General features: G+C 68.1%; 23 protein-coding genes and 1 other RNA gene. 15 read left to right on the forward strand and 9 right to left on the reverse strand.

Translation table 11 applies throughout. The features are described 5' to 3' along the window. Positions 1-81: 81 nt before the first annotated feature. Complete coding sequence (locus OG978_RS12730; protein ID WP_326765332.1) at positions 82-777, reverse strand: ATP-binding protein; 696 nt, start codon at positions 775-777, stop codon at positions 82-84. Beyond that, complete coding sequence (locus tag OG978_RS12735) at positions 777-1,778, reverse strand: hypothetical protein (RefSeq protein ID WP_326765333.1); 1,002 nt, start codon at positions 1,776-1,778, stop codon at positions 777-779. The genes OG978_RS12730 and OG978_RS12735 overlap by 1 nt, the downstream gene beginning before the upstream one ends. 372 nt (positions 1,779-2,150) lie before the next feature. On the opposite strand from OG978_RS12735, the gene OG978_RS12740 reads away from it, so the two are divergent. The 4 genes from OG978_RS12740 (at position 2,151) to OG978_RS12755 (ending at position 5,134) form a co-directional block, all read left to right on the forward strand. Next, entirely contained in the window at positions 2,151-2,651 is a 501-nt protein-coding gene (locus tag OG978_RS12740; RefSeq protein ID WP_326765334.1) for a helix-turn-helix domain-containing protein, read from the forward strand. A 164-nt stretch (positions 2,652-2,815) separates the two neighbouring features. Next, positions 2,816-3,325 (forward strand): hypothetical protein, encoded by a 510-nt coding sequence (locus OG978_RS12745; protein WP_326765335.1) that lies wholly within the window; start codon positions 2,816-2,818, stop codon positions 3,323-3,325. 13 nt (positions 3,326-3,338) lie between these two features. Continuing rightward, the gene (locus tag OG978_RS12750; RefSeq protein WP_326765336.1) at positions 3,339-4,520 is read left to right on the forward strand and encodes an MAB_1171c family putative transporter; all 1,182 of its coding nucleotides are present in this window, start codon (positions 3,339-3,341) and stop codon (positions 4,518-4,520) included. Next, positions 4,517-5,134 carry a hypothetical protein gene (locus OG978_RS12755; protein ID WP_326765337.1) on the forward strand — a complete coding sequence of 206 codons (618 nt, stop codon included), beginning with the start codon at positions 4,517-4,519 and terminating at the stop codon, positions 5,132-5,134. The genes OG978_RS12750 and OG978_RS12755 overlap by 4 nt, the downstream gene beginning before the upstream one ends. Before the next feature lie 179 nt (positions 5,135-5,313). Here OG978_RS12755 and OG978_RS12760 read toward each other — a convergent pair whose 3' ends face one another. The 4 genes from OG978_RS12760 to OG978_RS12775 all read right to left on the reverse strand — a co-directional run bounded on the left by OG978_RS12760 (position 5,314) and on the right by OG978_RS12775 (position 9,129). Continuing rightward, positions 5,314-6,534 carry a damage-control phosphatase ARMT1 family protein gene (locus OG978_RS12760; protein WP_326765338.1) on the reverse strand — a complete coding sequence of 407 codons (1,221 nt, stop codon included), beginning with the start codon at positions 6,532-6,534 and terminating at the stop codon, positions 5,314-5,316. A gap of 69 nt (positions 6,535-6,603) precedes the next feature. Beyond that, positions 6,604-6,843, reverse strand: coding sequence for a hypothetical protein (locus OG978_RS12765; RefSeq protein ID WP_326765339.1), 240 nt, complete (start codon positions 6,841-6,843; stop codon positions 6,604-6,606). 304 nt (positions 6,844-7,147) lie between these two features. Next, complete coding sequence (locus OG978_RS12770; RefSeq protein ID WP_326765340.1) at positions 7,148-7,342, reverse strand: hypothetical protein; 195 nt, start codon at positions 7,340-7,342, stop codon at positions 7,148-7,150. A 548-nt stretch (positions 7,343-7,890) separates the two neighbouring features. Then, positions 7,891-9,129 carry a helix-turn-helix domain-containing protein gene (locus OG978_RS12775; RefSeq protein ID WP_326765341.1) on the reverse strand — a complete coding sequence of 413 codons (1,239 nt, stop codon included), beginning with the start codon at positions 9,127-9,129 and terminating at the stop codon, positions 7,891-7,893. 583 nt (positions 9,130-9,712) lie between these two features. Here OG978_RS12775 and OG978_RS12780 point away from each other — a divergent pair. The 9 genes from OG978_RS12780 to tyrS all read left to right on the forward strand — a co-directional run bounded on the left by OG978_RS12780 (position 9,713) and on the right by tyrS (position 18,686). Continuing rightward, on the forward strand, positions 9,713-10,393 hold the full coding sequence (locus OG978_RS12780) for an HAD family hydrolase (protein ID WP_326765342.1): 681 nt from the start codon (positions 9,713-9,715) through the stop codon (positions 10,391-10,393). After that, positions 10,386-11,387, forward strand: coding sequence for an alcohol dehydrogenase catalytic domain-containing protein (locus OG978_RS12785; RefSeq protein ID WP_326765343.1), 1,002 nt, complete (start codon positions 10,386-10,388; stop codon positions 11,385-11,387). Before OG978_RS12780 ends, OG978_RS12785 begins: the two co-directional genes overlap by 8 nt. 17 nt (positions 11,388-11,404) lie before the next feature. Continuing rightward, positions 11,405-12,556: a hypothetical protein gene (locus OG978_RS12790; RefSeq protein ID WP_326765344.1), complete on the forward strand. Its 1,152-nt coding sequence runs from the start codon at positions 11,405-11,407 to the stop codon at positions 12,554-12,556. After that, a complete protein-coding gene (locus OG978_RS12795) occupies positions 12,550-13,446 on the forward strand; it encodes a radical SAM protein (protein ID WP_326765345.1) in 897 nt (298 codons plus the stop codon). The genes OG978_RS12790 and OG978_RS12795 overlap by 7 nt, the downstream gene beginning before the upstream one ends. After that, positions 13,443-14,459 carry a hypothetical protein gene (locus tag OG978_RS12800; RefSeq protein ID WP_326765346.1) on the forward strand — a complete coding sequence of 339 codons (1,017 nt, stop codon included), beginning with the start codon at positions 13,443-13,445 and terminating at the stop codon, positions 14,457-14,459. Before OG978_RS12795 ends, OG978_RS12800 begins: the two co-directional genes overlap by 4 nt. Positions 14,460-14,473: 14 nt before the next feature. After that, a complete protein-coding gene (locus tag OG978_RS12805; RefSeq protein ID WP_326765347.1) occupies positions 14,474-15,184 on the forward strand; it encodes a methyltransferase domain-containing protein in 711 nt (236 codons plus the stop codon). A gap of 23 nt (positions 15,185-15,207) precedes the next feature. Continuing rightward, positions 15,208-16,269 carry a hypothetical protein gene (locus tag OG978_RS12810; protein ID WP_326765348.1) on the forward strand — a complete coding sequence of 354 codons (1,062 nt, stop codon included), beginning with the start codon at positions 15,208-15,210 and terminating at the stop codon, positions 16,267-16,269. Continuing rightward, the gene (locus OG978_RS12815) at positions 16,266-17,183 is read left to right on the forward strand and encodes a glycosyltransferase family 2 protein (RefSeq protein ID WP_326765349.1); all 918 of its coding nucleotides are present in this window, start codon (positions 16,266-16,268) and stop codon (positions 17,181-17,183) included. The genes OG978_RS12810 and OG978_RS12815 overlap by 4 nt, the downstream gene beginning before the upstream one ends. Before the next feature lie 99 nt (positions 17,184-17,282). After that, positions 17,283-18,686: a tyrosine--tRNA ligase gene (gene tyrS / locus OG978_RS12820; protein WP_326765350.1), complete on the forward strand. Its 1,404-nt coding sequence runs from the start codon at positions 17,283-17,285 to the stop codon at positions 18,684-18,686. 415 nt (positions 18,687-19,101) lie between these two features. Here the strand turns inward: tyrS and rnpB are convergent. Together rnpB and OG978_RS12830 are read right to left on the reverse strand one after the other, a co-directional pair. Beyond that, positions 19,102-19,503: RNase P RNA component class A (rnpB, locus tag OG978_RS12825), an RNA gene on the reverse strand. 55 nt (positions 19,504-19,558) lie between these two features. Beyond that, positions 19,559-20,128 carry a Uma2 family endonuclease gene (locus OG978_RS12830; protein WP_326770009.1) on the reverse strand — a complete coding sequence of 190 codons (570 nt, stop codon included), beginning with the start codon at positions 20,126-20,128 and terminating at the stop codon, positions 19,559-19,561. 180 nt (positions 20,129-20,308) lie between these two features. On the opposite strand from OG978_RS12830, the gene OG978_RS12835 reads away from it, so the two are divergent. Beyond that, positions 20,309-21,052, forward strand: a complete 744-nt coding sequence (locus OG978_RS12835) for a MerR family transcriptional regulator (RefSeq protein ID WP_326765351.1) — start codon at positions 20,309-20,311, stop codon at positions 21,050-21,052. Next, positions 21,049-21,672, forward strand: coding sequence for a hypothetical protein (locus OG978_RS12840; protein ID WP_326765352.1), 624 nt, complete (start codon positions 21,049-21,051; stop codon positions 21,670-21,672). The genes OG978_RS12835 and OG978_RS12840 overlap by 4 nt, the downstream gene beginning before the upstream one ends. Here OG978_RS12840 and OG978_RS12845 read toward each other — a convergent pair. Further along, the gene (locus OG978_RS12845; protein ID WP_326765353.1) at positions 21,617-23,059 is read right to left on the reverse strand and encodes an RNB domain-containing ribonuclease; all 1,443 of its coding nucleotides are present in this window, start codon (positions 23,057-23,059) and stop codon (positions 21,617-21,619) included. The genes OG978_RS12840 and OG978_RS12845 overlap by 56 nt on opposite strands. Positions 23,060-23,129: the final 70 nt, after the last annotated feature.

Consider the following 23,129-nt stretch of genomic DNA (forward strand, 5'->3'; position numbering starts at 1 on the left):
CGGCGGAGAGGTGTTGCTGGGTCGGGAAGTACGTGGGGCAGCGCGCTGGGTGCGCGGCTCGGCGTGGCGGCCTGCGGCAGGTCAGGCGGCGTGGGGCTGGCGTCTGCGGTCGATGGGCTCGAAGGTGACGCGGGTGGTCATCTCGGCGAGCCGGGAGGCAACGCGGTCCCCGAGGTGTTCGCGAAGGTCGCGCATGGCGAGGTTGGTGGTGATCAGCGTGGGGAGCATCAGGTTGTAGCGGCGGTTGATCAGTCGGTAGGTGATCTCCTCGACCCACTCGGAGGCCTTGGCCGCACCGAGGTCGTCCAGGATCAGCAGCGGGTAGCGGCTGACCATCTCGAGTTCGCGTTCGGTGTCGCGTCCGGGGCGTGGGCGCAGGTCGGCGTAGAGGTCGGCGGCTGTGGTGGCCCGCCACCGGACGACGATGCCCGTCTCGACGAGGGTTCGAACCGCGCCGTACACCTGGTGGGTCTTGCCCGCGCCGGTGACGCCGGCCAGGAGCAGGCTGGGGCCGGCGGTGATCTGCCGTCGCGCGCCGGGGTTGGGTGCCTCGGCCTGGGCGATCACACCGCGGGTCCAGGTCAGTACCTCGGGGTGGTCGGCGCGGGCGGTCCGGTAGCGCGGCGGCATCCGGGCGTCCAGCAGGCCCAGCGGGGTGTAGGGCTGGTCCTCGTCCGGGGCGTCGGGGAGGTGCTTTGGGTTCATGCCCCGGGCGGTGAGGATCCGCTGCAGTCGCTGGAGGGCTCCCGCGCCGAGGAGTTCGGGCTCGCGGCTCATCACAGCTCCTCCGAGTAGGCGGCGGCCGCGTCGACCGGGTTGGTCCACGCTCGGTGCGTCGGGCCGGGCCGGGATGCAGTCTGGGCGGGGACGCGGGCATTCATGGCGTCGTTCACCAGGCTCGGCAGCCGGGAGGGATGGCCCTGGATCTCGGCGTAGCGGGCGAGGCCGGCGCGGATGTGGTCCACGTCGATGCCTTCGGCGAGCAGCTTCTTCAGCAGGCGCCCGAGGTGTCCGAGGACGTCACCGGGCGGGCGCTCGGTGCAGGATCCCACGTACTCGGCGAGGAGGCTCCCGGCTGTGACCGTGCCGTCGGACGCTGCGCGTCCCGTAGGTGAAGACGATCCAGGATCCATGATCCTGGATCCGGACGTCGAGGCTCCGGCGAGGGTTCGCGGAGGGTTCGTCGAAGCCTCCGCGAACCGGCCTTGACCTGCGGGTTCCCCTCCCGTTGGGGAGACCGTCCCGCCGGTGTCGGGATGGGTGTTGTCGCTGGTGCCCGGCGCCGTGGTGCGGTCGCCGTGCGGACGCGCGAGCTGTTCGGGGTGCGGGTCGACGGCTCGGTGGGGATTCGTCGATGGCTCGTCGAGTGCTCCCCGGGTGTTCGCCTCGGCCTCGACGCAGACTCCCTTGCACGGGCCGCACCTCTTGTCGCTGCTGTGGGCGACGCAGACCGGGTGACGGGACTGGCTGGGCCGGTCGATCTTCTGGTGCTCGTACCAGCCGGTGATGTGGAGATAGCGCTTGCCGTCGCAGCCGGTGTACCGGCAGATCAATCCGGCGTCGGCGAGCTGCTGGAGGTCCTCCTCCACATGTACGGGAGTGTGCTCGGCGCGCAGCGGCCACAGGAGGCCAGCGATGATCGCCGGGTTGTCCCGGTGCCTCCCGTGGTCGTCGGACTGGGTGAACAGGCCGATGTAGGTGACGACAGCGGAGACCGAGCAGGCCGCGACCCTTTCGTTGACGAACAGGTCGGGCTTGACTGTCCGGATGCGGGCCATCAGCCCTCCCGACGAGCTCGACGACGCTGGAGCCGTTGGCACCGGCCCCGCGTCGAGGCTGCCGGGATTCCCTTGCTGGGTGGGTGCATGTGATACTCCGTCCTCGTGGACGGGGCTGCGCGGTTGTCGCCTGCAAGCTGGCCACGCGGCCCCGGATCATTGGGTGCCCTCGGCGAGGGCAGCCGACGGATGCCCGGGAGTTACCGCTCCCGGGCATCGTCGTTTAGCCCCACCCCGGCATGGACCGTTTTCATGGGTGGATGGCACGATGATCACACTAGACTGAGATGGGGCGCCGATGTCAACTGGCGAAAATGAAGACAGGGCCACCATCCACCCCTGTGAAGGCAACGCGACCGGAGGACGGCCACGATGGACCACCAGAACAACCCACCTGCGACACAGGCGGGTGACGGGGCCACGCTTGCCGGCCGCCTGGACCGACTGTTCACCACCGTCCACCCGAAGGGTCGCGGCCCGTACAGCTACGAGGAAGCGGCGTCAGGCATCCGCCGGCAGGGCGGCCCGACCATCTCCGCGAGCTACATCTGGCAACTGAGGACCGGCGCCAAGGACAATCCGACCAAGCGCCACCTCGAGGCCCTCTCCGCCTTCTTCGGCGTGAAGCCCGCCTACTTCTTCGACGACGACGAATCGGAGAAGATCGCCGCCGAACTCGACGCGCTCGCCGCCATGCGCGATGCGGGCGTGAGATCAGTGGCTCTACGTGCATCCGGACTCTCTGACAAGAGCCTCAAGATCATTACCGAATTCATCGAACGCGCCCGCGAACTCGAAGGCCTCGGGGCCCCCGACGACGATTCGACCATCAATATGAATTCCAGTGGCAAACATCACGACGACATGAAGTAACGCCCCATCGGTAAGGATTCACCACCCTACTTACACCTGATTGTCCGCATTTTCCCGGCGCAATCGACAACCCTCCAGATGTGCGACCGGAAATGATTCATATACTCGCCACGGCATCGCGGCAGTAAGCCGCACGTTCGAGAAGTATCGGAGTCGGAGGGCAGATGAAGTCCGGTCGTTCGGGGCCCTCCCAAGATCAGGAAATCCAACTCAAATCCGTCCTGGACGATCTCGACCTTCCCGACCCCTTCAAGATCGAGGAACTACTCGCCCGCGTGTCCAAGAAGCGCGGCCGGCCTATCCACCTGCACACGTTCCCAGCAATCACCGGTGACGAACTGCCCTGCGGAGCCTGGCTCGCCACGGAGAAGGCGGACCACATCCTCGTGGAGGACGCCACCAGCCCTCTCCACCGGGACCACATCGTGCTGCACGAGATCAGCCACATGCTCCTCGGACACACGCCTCGCCAAACCCTCGGCCGCGCCTTCCACCACCTCGACACCGATCTCGTGACGGGTGTCCTTGGCCGCACAAGCTACGAGACCGAAGAGGAGCGGAGCGCGGAGACGCTGGCCGGCCTCATCGCGACCCGTGCCGCTCTGCGTGGAAACCGCGACCGGACTACCCCCAGCACCTTGCGCCGGCTCAATGCCGCGCTCAGCGACTCCTGAGACTCCCTGACAGATGATTGACGCAATACCCGCCGTCCTGCTCTGGGCCGTCACCCTCTGGCGTGCCCGCTCCGCCTTCCGGAGACCCGAACGACTCAGTCTCTGGCTGGCCTTCGCGGCACTCGCTCTGGCCATGACGGTTCGGCCGGTCGCTATCGCGGCGGCGGTCGACGATCACCTGCACGTCACCAACCTGTCGTTCCTGATCAAGCACATCTGCGGGACCGTCGCGGCGGCATCGGTCCTCACCTTCGTCGCCGACATGGCCGAGTCGAAGACCGGGATGCGTGTATCCAGGCTGCACAAGGCCGTGCCTACCGTCACGGTCGTCCTTCTGGCTGCCTGCTTCTTCGCCACGCCCCAACCTCACGAGGCGGAGGATCTCCTGGCGGACTACGCCGACCACGCCACGATCCTCGCGTACGGCGTCGTATGGACCTCCTACCTCGGCGCCGCCCTGCTGAGCGCCACGCTGCTCTGCTTCCGCTGGGGGCGCCGCCCCGACAGCGGACTCGTCGGCCGAGGGCTGATCCTCACCGGCACCGGCACCGCCGTCGGTCTCATATACGCCCTCCACCGCGTCGCCGTGCTGTTCATCGACTACGTCGGCAGCAGTCCCCTCGGCGAACACGTCAACCACGCGCTCAGCACGGGCCTGCTCTTCCTGGCCCTCCTACTGATCGTGCTGGGCAGCACCCTCCCCGCCGCCCCACGCGCCCTCGCCCGCGTCCGGTCCCACTGGCAGCTTGTCAGCCTCTACCCCCTGTGGCGCGCCCTCACCGACGCCGTCCCGGAGACCCGGCTCGACACCCCGCCAAGCCGCGCCGTCGACGCCACCAACCCACTGCGTACGCATGACCGGCTGTACCGGCGCACCATCGAGATCCGCGACTCGATCCTCACTCTCGCCGACCACGCACCGGCGGAACTGCGCGGACGCGCCTACGACCACGCCACCTCCCTCGGCTTCATCGGCGCCCACGCCGACATCACCGCCGAGGCCTGCTGGCTCGCCGTCGCCCGCGAGGAACGGCTCCGCGGCGCGGTCACCGGCTCCGGCGAGCCCATGCCTCCTGCCAGCGGAGGCCGCGACCTCGCCACCGAGATCCGCGCCCTTACCACCCTCAACACCGCCTACCGCTCCCGCGCCACGCAGGACTTCCTCCGCGCCCACCTTGAGGAGACACCGGCATGACCACCACCACGCAGCTTCCACCCACTGCTGCCGCTCCTCCCGAGCGGCGCTCCGCCCGCCTCATCACCGAGGTCCTGGCGCCCGCCAACCTGGTCATCGGCGTCCTGCTGGTCATCGGCTGGCACTCCACCAACTCCCCTGCGGGTGCGGGCTGGGGCCTGCTGGCCGGCGCCTTCTGCGGCGGCCTGCCGATCGCCTACATCGTCGCCGGAGTCCGCCGGGGCCGCTGGAGCGACAAGCACCTCAAGGTCCGCTCCCAGCGGTGGATACCGCTCTTCGTCACCCTGAGTTCCGTCCTCGTCGGCACGGGCCTGCTCCTGGCTCTCGACGCGCCGCGCGAGGTCGTCGCCCTGGTCGCCGCCATGATCGCTGGCCTGCTGCTGACCATGGCAGTCACCGTCTGGTGGAAGGTCAGCGTCCACACCGCCGTCGCCTCCGGCGTCGCCGTCGTCATCACCGTCGCCTACGGCTGGTGGGCCGCCCTCCTCTTCCTCGGCGTCGCCGCCGTCGGCTGGTCCCGGGTCTCGCTGCGCGACCACACGACGGCACAGGTGATCGCTGGCGCCATCCTGGGCGGCACGGCGGCAGCTGTGGTGTTCGTGGGGCTGCGCTGACCCGTCCGCACAGGTTCGCCGCATCAGCGGACCGAGAAATGTCCGCCGGGTCAGGCAGCGGTTGGACAGTGTCGCTTGGCGCCGTCGTCCGGATCACCTTGGCACGAGCTGGGGTCGCAGACATCGGGCACCATTCCAGGTATGAGACCTGATGCGCGGGAGGTCACTCCGCCCGGGTTCTACTGTCGCACCTGAATCAGCGCGTGAGTTCCACTCGTACGCCAGGCAGCCCCGGACCGTTCGAGAGCGTCCAGCGTCCCCTGCTCCAGGCCGACGATGACATCGGACTTCAGGGTCCGGAGCGCCGCGACGGCCCCCGGGAAGTAGGCGGTGAGATCTGCGAAGGGCGCCGTGGCGTCCCACAGCTGGTCGCCCACCAGGCGACGGTAGTTGAGGTCGCCCTTCAGGATGGTGAGCGTGGCGCTCTCGAACTCGTCTCGAAGGTCCTCGGGCATTTCCTCGTACGGCAGCGGAGCGCAGAAGAACGGGTGGGTGTGGACCTCCAGGCTTCCTGCCGCCATGGCCTTCCACAGTCGGCTGCCGATCCGGCTGGCTTCGCTGGGAGCCTCGGTGAGGCGGCGGAGGCAGTCGACGACGTCAGTCGTCATCGCGTCGGAGACGTAGTAGGGGTGGGGCTTGACGTGAAGCAGGACCTGTTCGACATGCTGCTGTTCGAGGAGGTGGTCGATGAGGATCAGGTCCGGGATGAGCTCTCGTCCCGCGTTGTCCGCCACCACGGCGACGGTGGAGGACGCTCCGGCGGGCAGAAGCTGCCACAGCAAGGCGCTGTCGTCGGCGACCAGCGTGGAGGTAGCGGCGTCACCGACCGCCGGCTCCCCCGCTGCAATGCGGAAGCCAAGGTCCGCGCGGTTGCCCCAGAGTGAGGCGTGGAGCAGGGCCGTGGACCGCTCGTCGGTCGGCGCGTCCGCGAGCGCGTCAAGGGCTCGCAGCTCCTCCTCCACCGCCTCGCCGCGCAGTTCGGCCTGCTTGAATGGCGCGAACGGATCAACTCCCTGCCATGGGCCGGTGCCGAAGTACTCGATGGCGGCGAGGAGCCTGCGGTAGAAGTAGCTCTCCGCCCACAGGAACGGAGCGTCGTACCACGAGTGCCCGAAGTGCTCCTGCCCCCAGTACGCCCAGCGGACGTGGTCGTGTTCCGCGGGGGCAAGCGTTTCGATGACGCCGTTGGTGATCTCGTCCAGCAGGGCGTCAAGGGCCTCGTGCTGCCGGCGACAGTACGGGAAGGCGTCTCGCACCTGCTGGATGAGGGCAGGGTGGCGCTTGGCCAGCACATCCCAGGCGAACGAGCCAGGTTCGTTGCTCAGGATGACCGGAGCACCCATGGGGCCGGCGGCGCGAACGGCCTCGCCGCCCGAGGTTCGGGAAGTCTTCTCTGTCATGGTGTCCAAATCCTTCGGTTCTCGCTCACGAGTCCATGATCCCCAGGGCCACAACGTCGGCCGCACTGCCTACGAGCACCTCGCCGTCGCGGGTTCGAAGGCCGCGCAGCTGACTGTCGCGGTCGTGGTGTCGATGACGCCGACGCCGCCAGCGCCGTCGCCGACCACGGCAGTGCGTCCACCGGCCGCGAACTGTGTGGACCACACGGTGTTCGAGCCGCTGGCCAGAGTCCTGAGCCTGCTCTCCCTCAAGGTCCAGACGCGAACGGCGCCGTCCTCGCATCCAGCGATCACGGTGCCGCCGCTCATCCTGGCGAGTGAGCGCACCCAGCCCACGCCTGGCGGGAGCTGGGTCTCACTCAGGGACGCATCGACGAGAACCGGTCAGGCACGGTCCGCGACTGCGTGAGCGGCAACGTGGCTCTGGATCCCGCAGCAAGCGATGAGCCGCTGTCAGTGGCCCGCAGGAGAGCAAACACAGAGTTGACGCGGGTGCGCCCGGAGCATGAGGGAAAGACATCACGGAAGGTCCTCGTGTCAATCGAGAGCGATTGACACCTCTGGGTCGACTGATCCGCAGCAGGCAGGAGCGACGGCGTGACCGGGCAGTCGGCTAGAACTGAATCTGGCCGATCATGTCCGTAACACCAGATACGAACCGATTGATATCCGGCGCCATCGATGTGCTGGCCAGAAAGAATCCGAAGAGCACGCTCACGATCGCGGGCCCAGCCTTCAAAGTGCCGCCTCGGATCAGCACGACCAGGACGATGCCGAGTAGCAGAACGAGGGAGATGTTCAGGGTCATCAGGAATCTGCGGCTTCCGCTGGCCCGCGCCGCTCCTTGCGCGCCCGGCGGAGTGCTCTGCGCAGCGGGCCGGGCTGCGTCAGCGACCTCGGGCCATGCGGGAGGACATGCCAGTGCAGTCCGGGCGGCTCCGTGGTTCCGGCGGGCGGCACGACGACGTGGCACTTCTGTCCGAGGGGCACCGTTCCCGGCTCTTCCCAGTCAGTGGCAGTGCCGGGTGGCACGAGGAAGTACAGACGAGGCTCCGGCCCCCCGGGGTCAAGAATGACCGGGCCGACCTCTGTGCCGCCCTCCCGGAGGAGCTCTATCGCCCGCCGGCCAGTGATCTCTACTGCGCGGATGGCGTCCCACCATTGGCCCGCTGAGCACAGTTCGGGATCGTCGCCTATCGGCATCCACCGGGGCGGCAGAGCGGGAACACGTGGACTGACATCGGACACGGAAACGGCCTCCTCACAACCATCTATGAGAAGACCATTCCACCCTGCTGGCTCCGTGCGCGGACAGATTGTCCGTGGACTTCCTTCGCGAAGTCCTTTGACTGCTCCTCAGGTTGTGATAACTCCCGACCAACTACCAAACGCAGAAAGTTCGTTGGAGGGGTGTGCGTCCATCCGCAGAAGCGCCGCGGTCGTCTCGCGAGCTGAAGGGTGGAATCGCGTGTGGTTCGGAGCGACCTTCCGCGCACGTCGAAGGTCCACAAATGCGCCCGCCCTGTCCCCCGCGGCCAGCTTCGCTGAAGCCACGTCGATGAAGTGGTGGCTTGACCGCTCACCCACCGTTGACGTTGGAGGCGCCCACTCCTCACCCGGCATGTCGGACCACTCCGTGAGTCGCGCCAGGGCTTGCTCCGTGTCGCCCAGGTCGATCATGGCGTGCACTTCGTGAATTCGGATGTTCGTCGGCCCGAAGGACATCTCGTAGGCGAGGGAGTCACGGTTGCCGGCCATCCTGGCCACGGTCTCGGCTTCGCGCAGGTAGTCGTCTGCGCGGTCCGGGTTGTTCTCCCTGGCTTCCAGCACGGCCAACTTCAGCAGCAGGGCCCCGTCCACCGCGAGCGCGTCGTCGGTGAATGAACGCTCCGGCTGCAGGCGCTCCAGTTCCTGGCGCAGCGCCTGGAGCTTGCGACGAGCCGATGAGTAAGCCCCCTGGCGAAGCATTGCCCCAGCGACCAGGTAACCAGCGGTGAACTTCATCAGCGGATCGCCGGACCGGTCCGCCGCCCACCGCACCCGTTCCAGCGCCGTGTTGGACAGGTCGTGATGCCCCATCTTGTGCGCGAGGGAGTTCACTGCCCGGTAGGCGCGGGCGAGGTGCCAGAACGCCCTGGCCTGGTCACCGTTGCGACCGTCGAGAGCGAGATGCGTCAGCTCCGTGAGAATGGGCGGCAGGAGCGGCCCCATGGGGGCGTAGCGCGCATCCCGTCGCAGAGCCGCCACCTGGTCGACCTCGGACGCGAGAACCGGCAGTGCTCTTGGCGCGATCTCGAGTTCGTCCGGGGTGTCGTAGCACAACATGATCCTCCGGAGCTCGGGGACCACTGCGTGTACTCCGTCCTCAGCCTCCGGCTCACCGTAGTACGGCTGGCCGGTCAGAACCTCGGGACCGAAGTGGAGCGCCTTGGCGAGCGCCAGGACCAGAGACGGCGAAGCCTTGCGCGCGCCGGATTCGAGCTTCTGGACGTAGCTGGGCGATATCGCGACCTTCTGTGCCAGTTGAGCGGCAGACAGCTTCCGTGTTCGGCGGGCTATACGGAGACGGTCTCCCAGCGTCAGGTTTTCACTCATCGGTGGATCGTTCCCTTCGCGACGGAGCACTGCGCTCAGCGTACGGACAATGTCCAGCCCTCACAGATGTGCTCGCCAAGTGTTAACAGCATGGTCGCCCGCAGGTGCAGGCTCGATCATCAAGCACGCCTCGCGCACAAGAGTGAAGAAAACGGCACAAATTGCGCGATTCGCCCCTGTGAATGCGATGCCAAAAGCGATCGGCTCCATATCGATAGTTGGTGGATCAGTCAATAGATACAGGCGAAGAAGGCGCGGACAATCTGTCCGCTCGCGCGCCTTCCCCGGTGGAATCGTTCTGTACACAACGCACACCGCCAGGGCCCGGTTCCCCAGAGAGCATTCCCCTTCCTTCGCCCCAGCGACCAAGACGTCGTCGGGCCGTAGATACCCAGCCGGCCGGAGAGTTCGGTTCTGCACACGACCACCGATCTACTGATGGAGCCCCAACATGCGCTATCCGCCGACGAGTACCCACCCGTCGACGAGCCCGCTCGCGATCAGCACACACCCAATAGGTGACGTACCGCTTGGCACTTCCCTCCAGCGGAGTTCCGTGGCTCCGACTCCACGCCCGACAGCGGTGATACTCGATCTCTTCGGCACGCTCGTCCCGGCCCCGAGCGCAGTCGAACGGAGCGCCGCAGCCGCCGAGTTCGCCGAGGTCATGCGCGTATCCGCGGAGGTCGTCGAGTCGGCTCTGTCCGGCAGTTGGCGGGCGCGGCACGACGGGCAGCTGAGGTCCACGACCGAAGTCGCGATTCGCCTTGCCGCCCGCTGCAACGCTTCCACCGCCTGCACGGACGAGCTCGAAGCGCTCCTGGCACGGCTCGCCCACAATCGGTTGCGGACCGATGAGACCCTGTTGCACGCACTGGATGAACTCCGCGACCGCGGAGTCAGGTTGGGCCTCCTCAGTGACGCTTCCCCTGACATCGCCGAGGTGTGGCGCCGCAGTGAACTCGCACCGCACTTCGACGCCGTCGTGTTCAGCTGCCGGGCGGGTGCGGTGAAGCCCGACCGTCAGCTCTTTGTCGCGGCCCTCGGAGAGCTCCGTGTCGCGCCGATTCAGACCCTCTACTGCGGCGATGGTGGCGGTGACGAGCTGGCCGGCGCGGAACGAGCCGGGATACGTGCTCTGCGCGTGGCCCGCCGGGGCGGGATGACCGGCCTGGCGTTCGGCGAGATCGTCTGGCATGGCACTGCCATACCCGACGTGGAGGCCCTCCCCTCCCTGCTGGACAGGTGGGGAATCAATGACTAACCCGCTTGCCTGGGCCGTTGAGGGCGGCATCCTCTGTCAGCTTCCGGCTCCGCTCGACGTGTCCTCCGAGCGCGAGACGATGATCATCGAGACCCGCTACACGGGATTGTGCGGAAGCGATGTCGCGAAGCTCAATCATCCCTGGCAGGGGCGATTACCGGAACCGTGGCACCCCGGGCACGAAATCGTCGGGGTTGACGCAGAGACGGGGGACTGGGCCGCAGTCGACCCGCTGGTCCCCTGTTTCTCGTGCCACTACTGCGACCGCGGCCATGTTCACCTCTGCCCGAGGCTCCGACGGATCGGATGGGATCTCCCCGGTGGCCTCGCCGACGCCGTGAGGGTGCCCCGCGACAACGTCGTCCCGCTGCCTCATCTGCACGATCCCGCGCACGGGGTCCTCGCCGACCCTGTAGCGGTGGCCTTGCACGGAGTCCGTTGCGGACTCCGGACGCCTCTTGGGCGGCTCGGCATCATCGGGGGCGGCGTCCTCGGAGTTTGCACGGCCATCTGCGCGGCAGAGGCGGGGTGGGACGTCCACATGATGGTCAGGGAACCTTCGCGGTCGCATCAACTGAGATACGTCCTCGACTCGCACATCACCCTCCACTCCGCCGACATGCCACCGTGCGATGTCGTCGTGGACGCCGCGTCCGGTCTCAGTGACGCCCCGATACGCCAGGCGCTGAAGGCTGTTCGTGATGGCGGAACGGTGCTCGTGCAGAACGCCTACGCGCCCCGCGTCACGCTCTCCATCCCCTTGCGGGACATCTTCCGTCGCTCGATCACCCTGCGCGGCTCCTTCTCGTACTGCCGCGCCGATGGTCACGACGACTTCCGAGACGCCATCGACGTCATCGCCAGGGGCGGCGACTGGGCTGCCCTGATGACTCGGGACCGATTCCCCCTCATCGAGCTGCCACAAGGGCTGGCGGCCCTCGGCAGCCAAGCCCGTCATCGTCCGTTCAAGGTCCTGCTCACATGCGACACATGAGGGAAGGAGCCCCCGCTGTGGCGGTCACAACGCCATTGCTGGCCCACAAGATCAACGCGTCGGCCGATATCGCACCCCACGACGTGCACGAAGGAATCACAAGCATCCTCGGGTTACCCGAAGGCCACACGCGCGACGTGATGCTGGGAAGCGTCCTGACGGGCCTGCTCCTGCGGGGGCCGAGACTGGAGGAGGTCGAGGCCGCAGTCCGGGCCGCGACGGCCCTGGACCGAAACGGCTGGGACTTCCACCATCCACCAGAGGGCATGCGGTTCGTCGGCTACACGGGCAGCGGGAAGAAGACCTTCAAGACGATCAACCTCAGTACCGCCGCCGCGCTGGTGGCGGCCACAGGGGGAGCACACGTCGCGAAACTCGGATCGCGCAGCGCGTCGTCAAAGACCGGGTCCCGCGACTTCATCGACCAGGTGGGCGCGACGAGCGACACGGTGCCGCATCAGGAGATGGTCGACATCACGGCGGAGACCGGCTTCGGATTCTTCTCCATCGAGAACCGGGTGCCCGAGTTCGACCGTCGCTACGGAGGCAGGTTCCAGGCCGTACACGCCCTCAGTCTGGCGTTTCCCGCCCTCCTCAGCCCGGTCGCCTGCCCCGCCTACGTGTACGGCCTCTCGCACCCCGCAGTCGGCGCTTCCGCTCGGCTGCTCTCCAGGCTCGGCCTGCCAGATGTGACGGTCATCAACTCCAGCCTCGGCCAGGCGGTCCAGGTCGACGAACTGATCCCCGGAAGCACGGTGCGGGCCTGCCGGATCAACGCCGGCCACGAGGATCTGGCGTTCAACAACGAGGTGCGCAAAGGCGCAGCCTCGATGCCGCAGGACCTGATGTCCGTCACCCAGTACGAGGACCCGCGGGAGAACGTCGCCGCCGCGATACGCGTGCTGGCAGGGCAGGACGTCAGTCGGGCGCGGAACGCGGTCGCCCTCAACGCGGGCCTGCTCATGCTGACCTCCGAGGTGGTTCCCACCATTCAGTCCGGTATTGACCGGGCACTCACGATCATCGACGCGGGCGCGGGTCTGGACACACTCCAGCAGTTCGTACGTCTCACGGGCGGTGCCCCGGACAAGCTTCGCTCGCTCCTGCGTCCCGCCTCCTCGACGGCCCTCCTGGTCAGCTCCGGGAGTAGGGAGAAGGCATCATGCTGACGCACGACGAGCTCGGGATCGTCCACCTGGTGCTCAACACCGACTGCAATGCCTGGGATCTGGCTCCGACCAGCGCCTCACCAGGCGTGTGCCGCTTCTGCTATCGCGAGCGCAACCGGGTCCGGACCGACGCGGACACGGTCCGCCGTGTCATCGACCGGGTCCGTTCCGAATCCGAGGCCCATCGGTGCGTCTTCACCGGCGGCGACCCCGTGATGCCGTACGACAACCACCTGGAGGTCGCCCTCCAGCACGCCACCGAGGTCGGCTTCGAGACGAACCTCCACACCAACGGGCTGCTCCTCAGCGATCGCTATGCCGGCGTCCGCGACCACGTGACCGTGTACTCCTTGGCGGTCGACGGACCGAACTCCGAGTCGGCTGACTGGTTCCGCGGGCAGGGGTACTTCGCACGCTTCCTCTCCAACGTCGAGTTCCTCGCCTCCGACCAGCGGCGGCTCGCCTTCAATACGTTCACCACGGCCGGCTCCGTGAAGGAGCTGCCGAGCCTCGCGCGGCTCATCTCCGGAGTGACCCAGCGGACGGACGTCGAGTACTGGCTGATCTCCCAGTACCGCCCCATCGGCCGCGCCAGCACGCGTAAGGCGGAGATCTACGGCTTCGAGCGGGACGACTTCGTACGGGCCGTGGACAACGTGCGCGGCGACGTCAATGGCGTGACGGTCTACGCCCAGCCGACGCGCGCGCCGGAGGACCCGTACCCGTTCCGCGTCTGGGTCCTCGCCGACGGAACAGTCACAGCGGACCTCGGCAGCGTCGCGGCGCCTCGCAACACGGAGCTCGGCGATCTCCTGACCGACGGCTTCGAACCGCTGGTCCGTCGGGCCTTCGCCCTCCGTGATCAGACTCAGCTGGAAGGAATCGCATGAAGTTCGACACCGCGTACTACGAGAGCGTCATCGACCAGCACAGTTACGAACGTCTGGGGCTCGGCGCCATCGACTTCGGCCTCGCGGGGATGAGCCCCGACGACCTGCACACGAAATGGGTGTGCCATACCGGAGCGCGCCAGTTCGCGGAGGCGGTCGCGGACGGTCAGCCCACGATCGTCACCACCGGGGTCGGGCTCGGGGGGCCGCCCCACGCCGGCACCCTCTTTCAGCTGCTGCGCGCCGTCAAGCTGCAGCAGTGCGGGCTCGACGTGCAGATCGTGCTGGGCGATCTCGACTCCTACAACGCCCGCCGCACGCCCCTGGACTCGGTACGGAGACTCGCCGACCAGTACGAGGAGTTCGTCCTGCGTCTCGGGTTCGACGCCGTGCGGGGTGTGCTGCGCAGGCAGGAGGGCGAGACCGAGGTCCTGGCCACCGCGTTCCTGCTGTCACGCCACCTGGACGACGACGACTTCCAGTGGGCGGAGGAGGACCTCGCCGGTCTCTACCGCAACCACGGGGTCTTCGACCACCTCAACTACGGGATGAAGCAGGCAACCCTGCTCATGGCCGCGGACTTCGTCCATCTCCTCGGCGAAGGGCGTCACGTCCTGGTCTCCCTCGGGGTCGACGAGCACAAGTACGTCGCCCTCGCCCGGCGCGGGGCGAAGCGCTGGGGCCTGCCCGCGGAACGGCTGTCCGGCATCTACACCAAGATGATCCCGGGCTTCGGTGGCCTCCCCAAGATGAGCAAGAGCATCCCCGGCTCCGGCATCGACGCCTCCATGTGCGCCGAGGACATCCGGGCCCTGCTCAGGGCGGACACCGACACCTCCCCCACCGACGACGGCTCGGCACTCCTTCAGATGTACGCGTGCCTGCCCGAGGTCGACGGCCGGGAGTACGCCCGGGCCTCGACCGCGCGCCGTGCCGGCGGCACCGAATGGCACACCGTTCGCAAACAGTTGGTCGAGCGGATGCTCTCGCTGTTCTCCCACTGGCCGAAGTAAGCAAGGAGCATCTCGTGCACACAGACACCACGACCGCCCGCCGACCCCTCGGCGACGCCGAGTCCTACTTCATCAGGAGCGGCTACCGCAGCCGGGACCGGGTGGAGTACTTCCTCGACGAGACGGACGAGGCCGTGACTTGGCAGCCCGACGTCTATCCCTACGCCGCCGCTCGGGCCAGGGAGCTCGGCCGCGATGTCGTGATCGACATCGGCTGCGGCCGGGCGGGCAAACTGGCGTCGCTGGCCTACGAGTACCCGGCCTGGTCCTTCATCGGCGTGGACTTCGGGGACAACCTCGTGTGGTGCCGCGACAACCACCCCTTCGGCGAGTGGATCGAGGTCGATCTCGAATCGGCCGAGCGTCTGCCCATCGACCCCGCCCTGGTACGCCGGTCCATCGTGGTCTGCTCCGACGTGATCGAGCACCTGGTGAATCCGGTTCCGGCCCTGTCCCTGATCCGTGGCCTCCTCCTGGAGGGAAGCGCCGCCGCCGTACTTTCCACGCCTGCCCGCGAGTGCCGCAGCGGTTACGACACTCCCGGACCGCCCCGCAATCCCAGTCATGTGCGGGAGTGGGCGAGCGACGAATTCCAGGCGCTGCTGAAGGCTTCGGGCTTCGCGATCCACCACGCCGAGCTCACGCGAAGCGACGACGCCTCCAACGGCCTCTCCACCCAGCTGCTCCTCGTCGGCGCGGAAGAGGCGGAGGTAGAACAGCGGTGACAGCGGTTCCCCGGTCCGAGGGCATGCGTGTCGTTCACCTCCCGGCTCGTACACCGTACGCGTGGAAACTACGGAGCCACGACTTCCACATCCTGAACGGAACCGAGATCCCCGGCGGCGACACGGTGCCGACGGCGGTCAACGCCACCTGGCTCCTCGAACATGCCCCTCTCACCTGGCTCGATGTCCTGCACCTGCACCACATCGACTTCGAGGACCCCGCCACTCTGGAGCGCCTGCTCGACGCGTGCGTGGGCGACGGAGTGAAGGTGGTCTTCACCGCCCACGACACTCGGCCCATGGTCGGCAGCGCCGAGGACTTCACCACACGGCTGCGGTTGCTCCACTCGGCCGAGGTGAGCTGGGTCTGCCTCACCGAAGGCTCTGTCACCAAACTGACCGAGGTCCTCAGCAAGCGTCCCGACGCGGCCGTCGTCCCCCACGGGTACGTCGCGGCCCCGGAGGAACTGGCCGGCCTGGAGCGCGAGCCCAGCGCCTCGCCCCGGTACCTCATGTTCGGGGCCTCACGGGCCAGCCGGGACCAGTTATCCACCCTGGCCAACTGGAGTCTGGGGATCACGAACCCCGACAGCACCCTCCACGTCCTTCTGCGCGCCTTCAGTCCTGCCGACTTCGCCGACGGAGGCCGCGCTCCGCTGCTACTGGAGACGGCCCGGCGCGATCCCCGTATCCGTCTGACCATGCGCCCGTATCCCACGGACGAGGAAGTGGTCGAAGCCGGCCTGGCATCGGACGCGCTGCTGCTCCCCTACCTCTGGGGCAGCCACTCCGGCCAGCTGGAGCTGGCCTTCGACCTGAACCTGCTCCCGGTCTGCTCCCTCACGGGACACCTGACCGAGCAGTACGAGCAGCACAAGGGGCTGGTCGAGGAGCCTGAGTGGTTCGACTGGTCGCAGGGGCACCCCAATCTCTTCGGAGAGAGGTTCCTGACCGCCCTGGAGAACGCGGCGGCTCGGCTCGACTCCAGGCCACGCCGTCTGGATCGTGAGTTCCTCGACCACAGGGCTCAGGAACATCAAGCGATTCTGCGGCAGTACGCCCGCGTGTACGGAGGTGACCGATGAACGGCCCGCCTCGTATTTCGTGCGTGATCCTGTGCCACAACTACGGCCGGTATCTCGACCGGGCCATAACGAGCTGCCTGGAACAGGAACCCGGAGACTTCGTCCTGCACGAGGTGATCGTCATCGACGACGGTTCCATCGACGAGACCGAAGACGTGTGCCTGCGCCACGCGGGAAACGACAAGGTCAAGATCCTTCGGAGGAACCAGCAGGGTTTCGGACAGACCCTGACCGACGCCTTTCTCGTCAGCACCGGTGACTGGGTGGCTCCGCTCGACGCCGACGACTGGTTCCACCCGTCGAAGCTGCGTACCTGCGCCGAGGCGATGACAGGTGGGACGCTGTTCATCGAGCACTGGGAGCACGTGGTCGACTCCGACGGGAACCCGATGTTGAAGGAGCCGCACCCGGGCGGGAACACGAGCACGCTGGTGGTCCACCGCGATGCCGCCCTGAGCCTCCTTCCGGTGAGCAACGAGATCTTCTTCCACGCGTTGCGCGAGGCCGGCCGAGGCATCGCCCTCCGGGATCCGTTGACCTTCTACCGGGTCCACCCCCGCAGCATGACCGACCGCGGTACGCCCGGCGTCTCACAGGACTACCGGGCCGAGGTCTGCGTCACGCTCTCGGACCGTCTCCGTGCGATGGACGGGAATCCTCCCGCGTGGGCGGACAGTCGCCGGCTACGAAGGAGCTCCTGGCATTTCCGCACGCTGGCCTTCGGCCACCGGGTGGAATCCGCCATGCAGCGGGAGAAGCGCCTGTCCGCGGTGCTCCTGATTCCAGGAATGCTCATGGGCACGCTCCGTTCCCGTGACCCGATAAAGCCGTGGCTCCGGTCGCTTTCCAGTACGGTCGCGGGACGGCCGCTGGTGCGGCTGACTGCAGGCCCGGGACAACCGGGTCATTCATGATCAATCCGACGATGTAATGAAGTTGGCGATGATAAAATTGCCGCTTCCAATCCCACTACTGGTCAGGCCAGTTGTCCGACGCAGGAGCGTATAGGCGCCATGAGCCGTTTGAGCGAGTCCGTCACCCGTGTCATGCACATCCTCGATGGAGCGGACCTGGGCGCGGACTATACGGCCGCGCAGCTGCTCGGCGAGACAACAGCACGGCGCTCCCTCGACCTCTCCGACCTCTCCCCCCGCGAGCAGGCGGCCCTGGTCGAGGGGCGCGCGAACCACCTGATCCCCTCGGCCGCGGCACTCGCCGAGAAGATCGAGGCCGCGCAGGCGGCGGGACGACCGTTCGTCGTCAAGTACGGCATCGACCCGACCTCGCCCGATGTCCACCTCGGCCACGCGGTGCCGATCATCATCGCCAGCCGGTTCCAGCGGATGGGCCACCACGTCGTCTTCATCATCGGCGACGTCACGGCCAAGATCGGCGATCCGTCGGGACGCTCCTCGGAGCGACCGCCCCTCACCGACGAGGACATCGCTCGCAACCTGAGTGGCTACCAGCAGCAGGTCACACCGTTCATCGACTTCGAGCGGGCCGACCTGCGCTTCAACGGCGAGTGGCTGAACAAGGTCACCCTGCCGGAGCTCGTCGGGGTCCTGGCCCGGGTCCCGGTCTCCATGTCGCTCCAGCGCGAGGACTTCCGCACCCGGCTCGCCGAGGGCCACGGGCTGTCCATCGCCGAGCTCGTCTACTCCGTCGTCATGGCCTGGGACTCGGTGGCTATCGACGCCGATGTCGAACTCGGCGGCATGGACCAGCTGCTGAACCTCCAGATGTGCCGCAAGGTCATGGAGATCTCGGACCAGACCCCCGAGGTCGTCATCACCACCTCGCTCATCGAGGGTACCGACGGTACGGGCGCCAAGATGAGCAAGAGCAAGGGCAACTACGTGGGCCTGACGGCATCGCCTGATGACGTCTACGGCCGGCTGATGTCCATCCCCGACCACCTCACCGAGCCGTACCTCCAGCTGCTCACCGAGTGGACGGACGACGAGATCCGCGTGCTCACCAAGCGCCTGGAGGAGGGAACCGCGCACCCGATGGCGATCAAGCGGATCCTCGCCGGGGAAGTGGTGGCAGCTCTCCACGGCCTGGACGCCGCTGCCGCCGCACGCGCGGAGTTCACGGCGCGCTTCTCCAAGCGCTCCTTCGGCGACACTCAGAACCTCCCCGTCATCTCCCTGAAGGACCACTCCGAGGACACGCTCGGGGCACTGATCCGTCACACGCTGGACTTCGCTCCCAGCATCTCCGCCGTGCGCCGCGTGGCCCAGCAGAACGGCCTCCGCCTCATCCTCGAGTCGGACGGAGAGCAGCAGACCACGCAGCTCACGGAGGCTTCTGTCCAGCAGGTGCTCAGCGCGGTCGTGAGCGAGGTCGGGGCACTCGATGGTGCCGAGCTGTACCTCAAGGTGGGCCGCAAGGTCGCCCGCATCAACCTCTGAGGTCATGTGCGGCGCCGACTCACCTGCGTGAGTCGGCGCCGTTCTGTTGCCTCCTCCGACGATCGAGGGATCACATGGCGTAGTTGGAAGCTGACGCATACATGGGTCGAGTTTCTGCCGCCTGGCCTCTGACGCAACCAGTTCTGGATGCCCGACCCGACCGCTGGGCACGCCCTTGCCTCACGGCAGTTGCAGAACGGCACGCGAACGCCAACAGCACTATGTCTGATCGCTCCGACCCAGCTCGGCGGCGTCCGTCGACCCCACACTCCTGGGACTTTTCAGGGACTTTCAACACTGTCTGAGGGACTTCCGAGGGACTTTCCGCCGCGTAACGCGGCAAGCCCCCGAAAGACCGGAAAGGGCCTCCGACGCAGGTCAGAGGCCCTTTCTCAGGCAAAACCGCAGATGGCGGCAGACGAGTCGGGCTGTACGCCGGGTTCTGTCGCCCGGTCGCCTCGCGGCGGCCGGGGAGACGGCCATCCATCTAGGACCGGCATTGCTGCCGGTCTCGTGCGGTCTACCCGCGAACTCGGGCGGGCCGCCCTCGATCATTCGCGCAGGGCTGCCTTGCGGCGGCCCCTCTTGACCTTGCTCCGGGTGGGGTTTACCTAGCCGCCTGAGTCACCTCAGGCGCTGGTGGTCTCTTACACCACCGTTTCACCCTTACCGAGGACCGAAGTCCCCGGCGGTCTGTTTTCTGTGGCACTGTCCCGCGGGTCACCCCGGGTGGCCGTTAGCCATCACCCTGCCCTGTGGAGCCCGGACGTTCCTCGGGGAGATCCGAAGATCCCCACGCGGCCGTCCGCCCGGCTCGTCTGCCGTGCCGACCATGCTACCCGTCCGGCGAGAGCCGCCGACCGGGGCCGGGTTCAGATGAGTTCCTCGGTCTCCAGATCGAAGGCGAACGGCGCCGGGAGAGTGAGCCGCTTGCCGAACGGGATCGTGCAGTGCTGGCGGTAGTCGTCGCCCTCCGGGTCGCTGAACAGCGTCAGCGAGGACTGCTCCCGGTCGACCAGGAGGTAGAGCGGGATGGGTCCGCGGGCGTAACAGTGACGCTTGTCCGTGCGGTCCGCCCGGGGCTTGGTCGAGGTGACCTCGACGACGAGGGCTACTCCCTCGCACGGCATCCAAGGGTCGGCTCCCCGGTACAGACGCAGTTCGGTGGGGGCGAAGGTGCCGTCGGGAATGACGTGGTTCTTGGGACAGCGTCCGCCGCTCGTCAGCTTCAGTCCTTTGTTCCCGGAAAAATCCATATCGGTCTGAGCCAGCCTGATCACCTGCTTCATGATCAGGCTGATGTAGTCCTCGTGGTCCCCGTCCGGCGGCGGTGTCACGACGATTTCCCCCTCGATCAGCTCGGCCCGGAAGCCTTCCGGCGTATTCAGCGCCAGGAAGCCCTCCAGCAGGACGTCGGCCTGCGTGAGCAGTTCATGCGGCATGGCAGTCATGTCACGCCCCTTCCTCGGTCGCTCGCCAGATTGGGACATCGATGGGCCCGCCGTCCGTGAGATGGGAGTACGTCCTCCGATCGTGGCACAGGCGGGCCCGGAGTTGTCGGATACGGAGAGGGTGCAGTGAGCGCTTGACCCTGCCGCAGCGTCAAGGTTTCTACTGGCTCCATGCGCATCGGAGAGATAGCCGAACTCGTCGGGGTCACCTCGCGGGCGATCCGGCACTACCACCACATCGGGCTGCTTCCCGAGCCCGGACGCCGGGCCAACGGCTACCGCGTCTACGGCGTGCGGGACGCCGTGGTGCTGGCCCGGATCCGGCGGCTCACCGAGATCGGGCTCGGGCTGGACGAGGTGCGGGACGTGCTCGCCGACGCGGAGGGGCGCGAGCTCATGGAAGTGCTCGCCGAGCTGGACGCGGATCTGGCCCGGCAGGAGAGCGGGATCCGGGAGCGGCGGCGTCGGCTGGCCCGGCTGCTGGACGGGCCGGTCTCCGCCGAGGAGCCCGTGTCGCCGGCCCTTGCCGAATTGCTCGGTACGGTCCCGGCGACCGGCTCCCCCACGGCCGCCAAGGACCGCGAGCATCTCGTACTGCTGGACACCACGGGCGGCGGCAGTGAGCTCTACGCCGCGCTGGCGCCGCTGGCCGAGGACCCGGCCGTGCACGCGCTGTACGAGCGGCTGGACGCGCTGGACGGGGCGCCCGTGGATGATCCGCGGATCCCTCCGCTCGCCGCCGATCTGGCGGCCGTCGTGCCGGACGGGGTGCTGGCGGCGATCCCCTCCGACGGGCCGGTCATGACGGGGTTCGGTGAGGCGCTGCTCGACGACTACGCGCCCGCGCAGGCCGAGGTGGTGCGCCGGATGATGGCGGCCCTGACGGCGCGCGTGGCGGGGAGGGCGGCGGGATGAGCGTGCGCCGGCTCGTCGGGCACGAGATGCGCGCCCTGCGCAGTCTCGGGCTGTGGGTGCTGCGACGGCGCCACGCCGTTCCCGGGGGCGCTCTCGCCGTCCCGTACACCGGGCCGCAGACGGCGATGATGTACGGCCTGCTCTTCGTCTCCGTGGTCGAGACGGTGATGCTGGCTCTGCTGGTCCCGTGGCCGGTCGTGCACGGGATTCTGCTCGTGCTCGATGTGTACGGGGTGGTGTTCGTCCTGGCGCTGCATGCCTCCTGCGTGACCCGGCCGCATGTGGTGGACGCCGACGGCGCGCTGCGGATTCGCTACGGCGGGCGGTTCGACCTGCGGATTCCCGCCGATGCGGTCGTCGGGGCGCGGGTCGAGCGACGCTTTCCCGAGGGCGGGCCGGTGCTGCTGGGCGCGGACGGGGTGCTCGACCTGGTCGTGGGCGGTCAGACGACGGTAACGGTGGAGCTGGCCGGTCCGGTGGAGTTCGTGCGGCCGATGGGGAAGCGGGGGTGGGCGCGGGCGGTCCGGTTCCACGCGGATGAACCGGGGGCCGCCGTGGCCGCGCTCACGCGGGGGCGAAGAGCACCTTCGCCGAACCAGGATCCGCCCGGGCCAGCCTGACCCGCAGCCGCTCCCCCAGCGGGAGCTTCGCGTCGCCGCTCTCGATCCGGGCGACGACGGCCGGGTCGTCGATGTGGACGGTGCCGGTGGTGGGTTCCTGCTCCGACACGTCGACCACGTACGCGTCGAAGATCTCGCCGACCCGGTCCTTGAGCAGCGCGGCCTCGACCAGGTCGACGCACTCGCGCTCGACGGTGTTGGCGCGCCTGGTTCCGTCCGCCATCTCCTTCGGCAGACCGGGCTGCGCGGCACGGACCCACTCGGGCGGGTCCTGTTCCGCGACGGCGGCGAGGCACAGCTCGGCCGCGTACCGGTCGACGAGGCGGCGCAGCGGGGCGGTGCAGTGCGTGTAGAGGTCGGCGACGGCGGCGTGGACGGCGGGGGTGGGGAGTTCGCCGTGGTCGAAGACGGAGTAGCCGGCGCCTCGCAGGAGAGTGGTGCACTCCTGGAGGAACGCGGCATGGCTGGACTTCCGCGGGTCCAGGGAGCGGACGACCTCGGCGTACGGGACATGGTGCGGCCAGTCGATGTGCAGCGCCTCGGCGGAGCGGCGGAGCCGGGCCACGGCGCCGTCCGGGGCGACCGGCAGGGTGCGCAGGATGCCGGTGCCGGTCTCGGCCATGAGGTGGGCGGCGGCCATGCCGGTCAGCAGGGAGATCTGGGCGTTCCAGCCGTCGGCGGGCAGCGGGGCGCGGTATTCGAGGCTGTAGCCGCCGTCGCGCTCGACGATCTCCTGCTCGGGCACGTTGAGGGAGATGCCGCCGCGGGCGACCTCCTGCTCCTCGCGGAGCCGTCCGATGTCTCGGAGCAGGGCCAGGGGTTCTTCGGCGGTGCCGGTGTCGATCTGCCGCTGGACGCCCGCGTAGTCGAGCTTGGCGCGGCTGCGGACGAGGGCCCGGCGCACCGAGGTGGCGACGACCCCGCCCTCGGTGTCGAGGTCGATCCGCCAGAGCGCGGCGGGGCGGGTCCGTCCCGGCAGGAGGCTCGCGGCACCTTCGGAGAGCAGGGTGGGGTGGAGCGGCACCTTGCCGTCGGGGAAGTAGAGGGTCGTCGCCCGGCGGTGGGCCTCGGTGTCGAGTGCGCCGCCGGGGCGTACGAAGGCGGCGACATCGGCGATGGCGTAGTGCACCCGGTAGCCGCGTCGGCGGCGTTCGAGGTACATGGCCTGGTCCAGGTCGGTCGAGGTGGGCGGGTCGATGGTGAGGAACGGCAGGTCCGTCGCGTCCTCGTGGGCCGATACCGCCGGGTCCTTCGCCGCCTGTGCCGCTTCGGCGAGGACCTCGGCCGGGAAGTCGTCGGGGAGGTCGAGCTCGGTGCGCAGTTTGCGCAGGGACGCCCCCAGCGGGGTGTCGGCCGGCCCGGTCATGCGGAGATGGCGGCGGGGCATGGACCGAGCGTAGGCCGGGGCGGGGCGGGCGGCATCCCGGACGGCGGCCCGGACGGCCCCGCCGTCCCCG

The organism is Streptomyces sp. NBC_01591 (genome assembly GCF_035918155.1).
Lineage (GTDB): Bacteria > Actinomycetota > Actinomycetes > Streptomycetales > Streptomycetaceae > Streptomyces.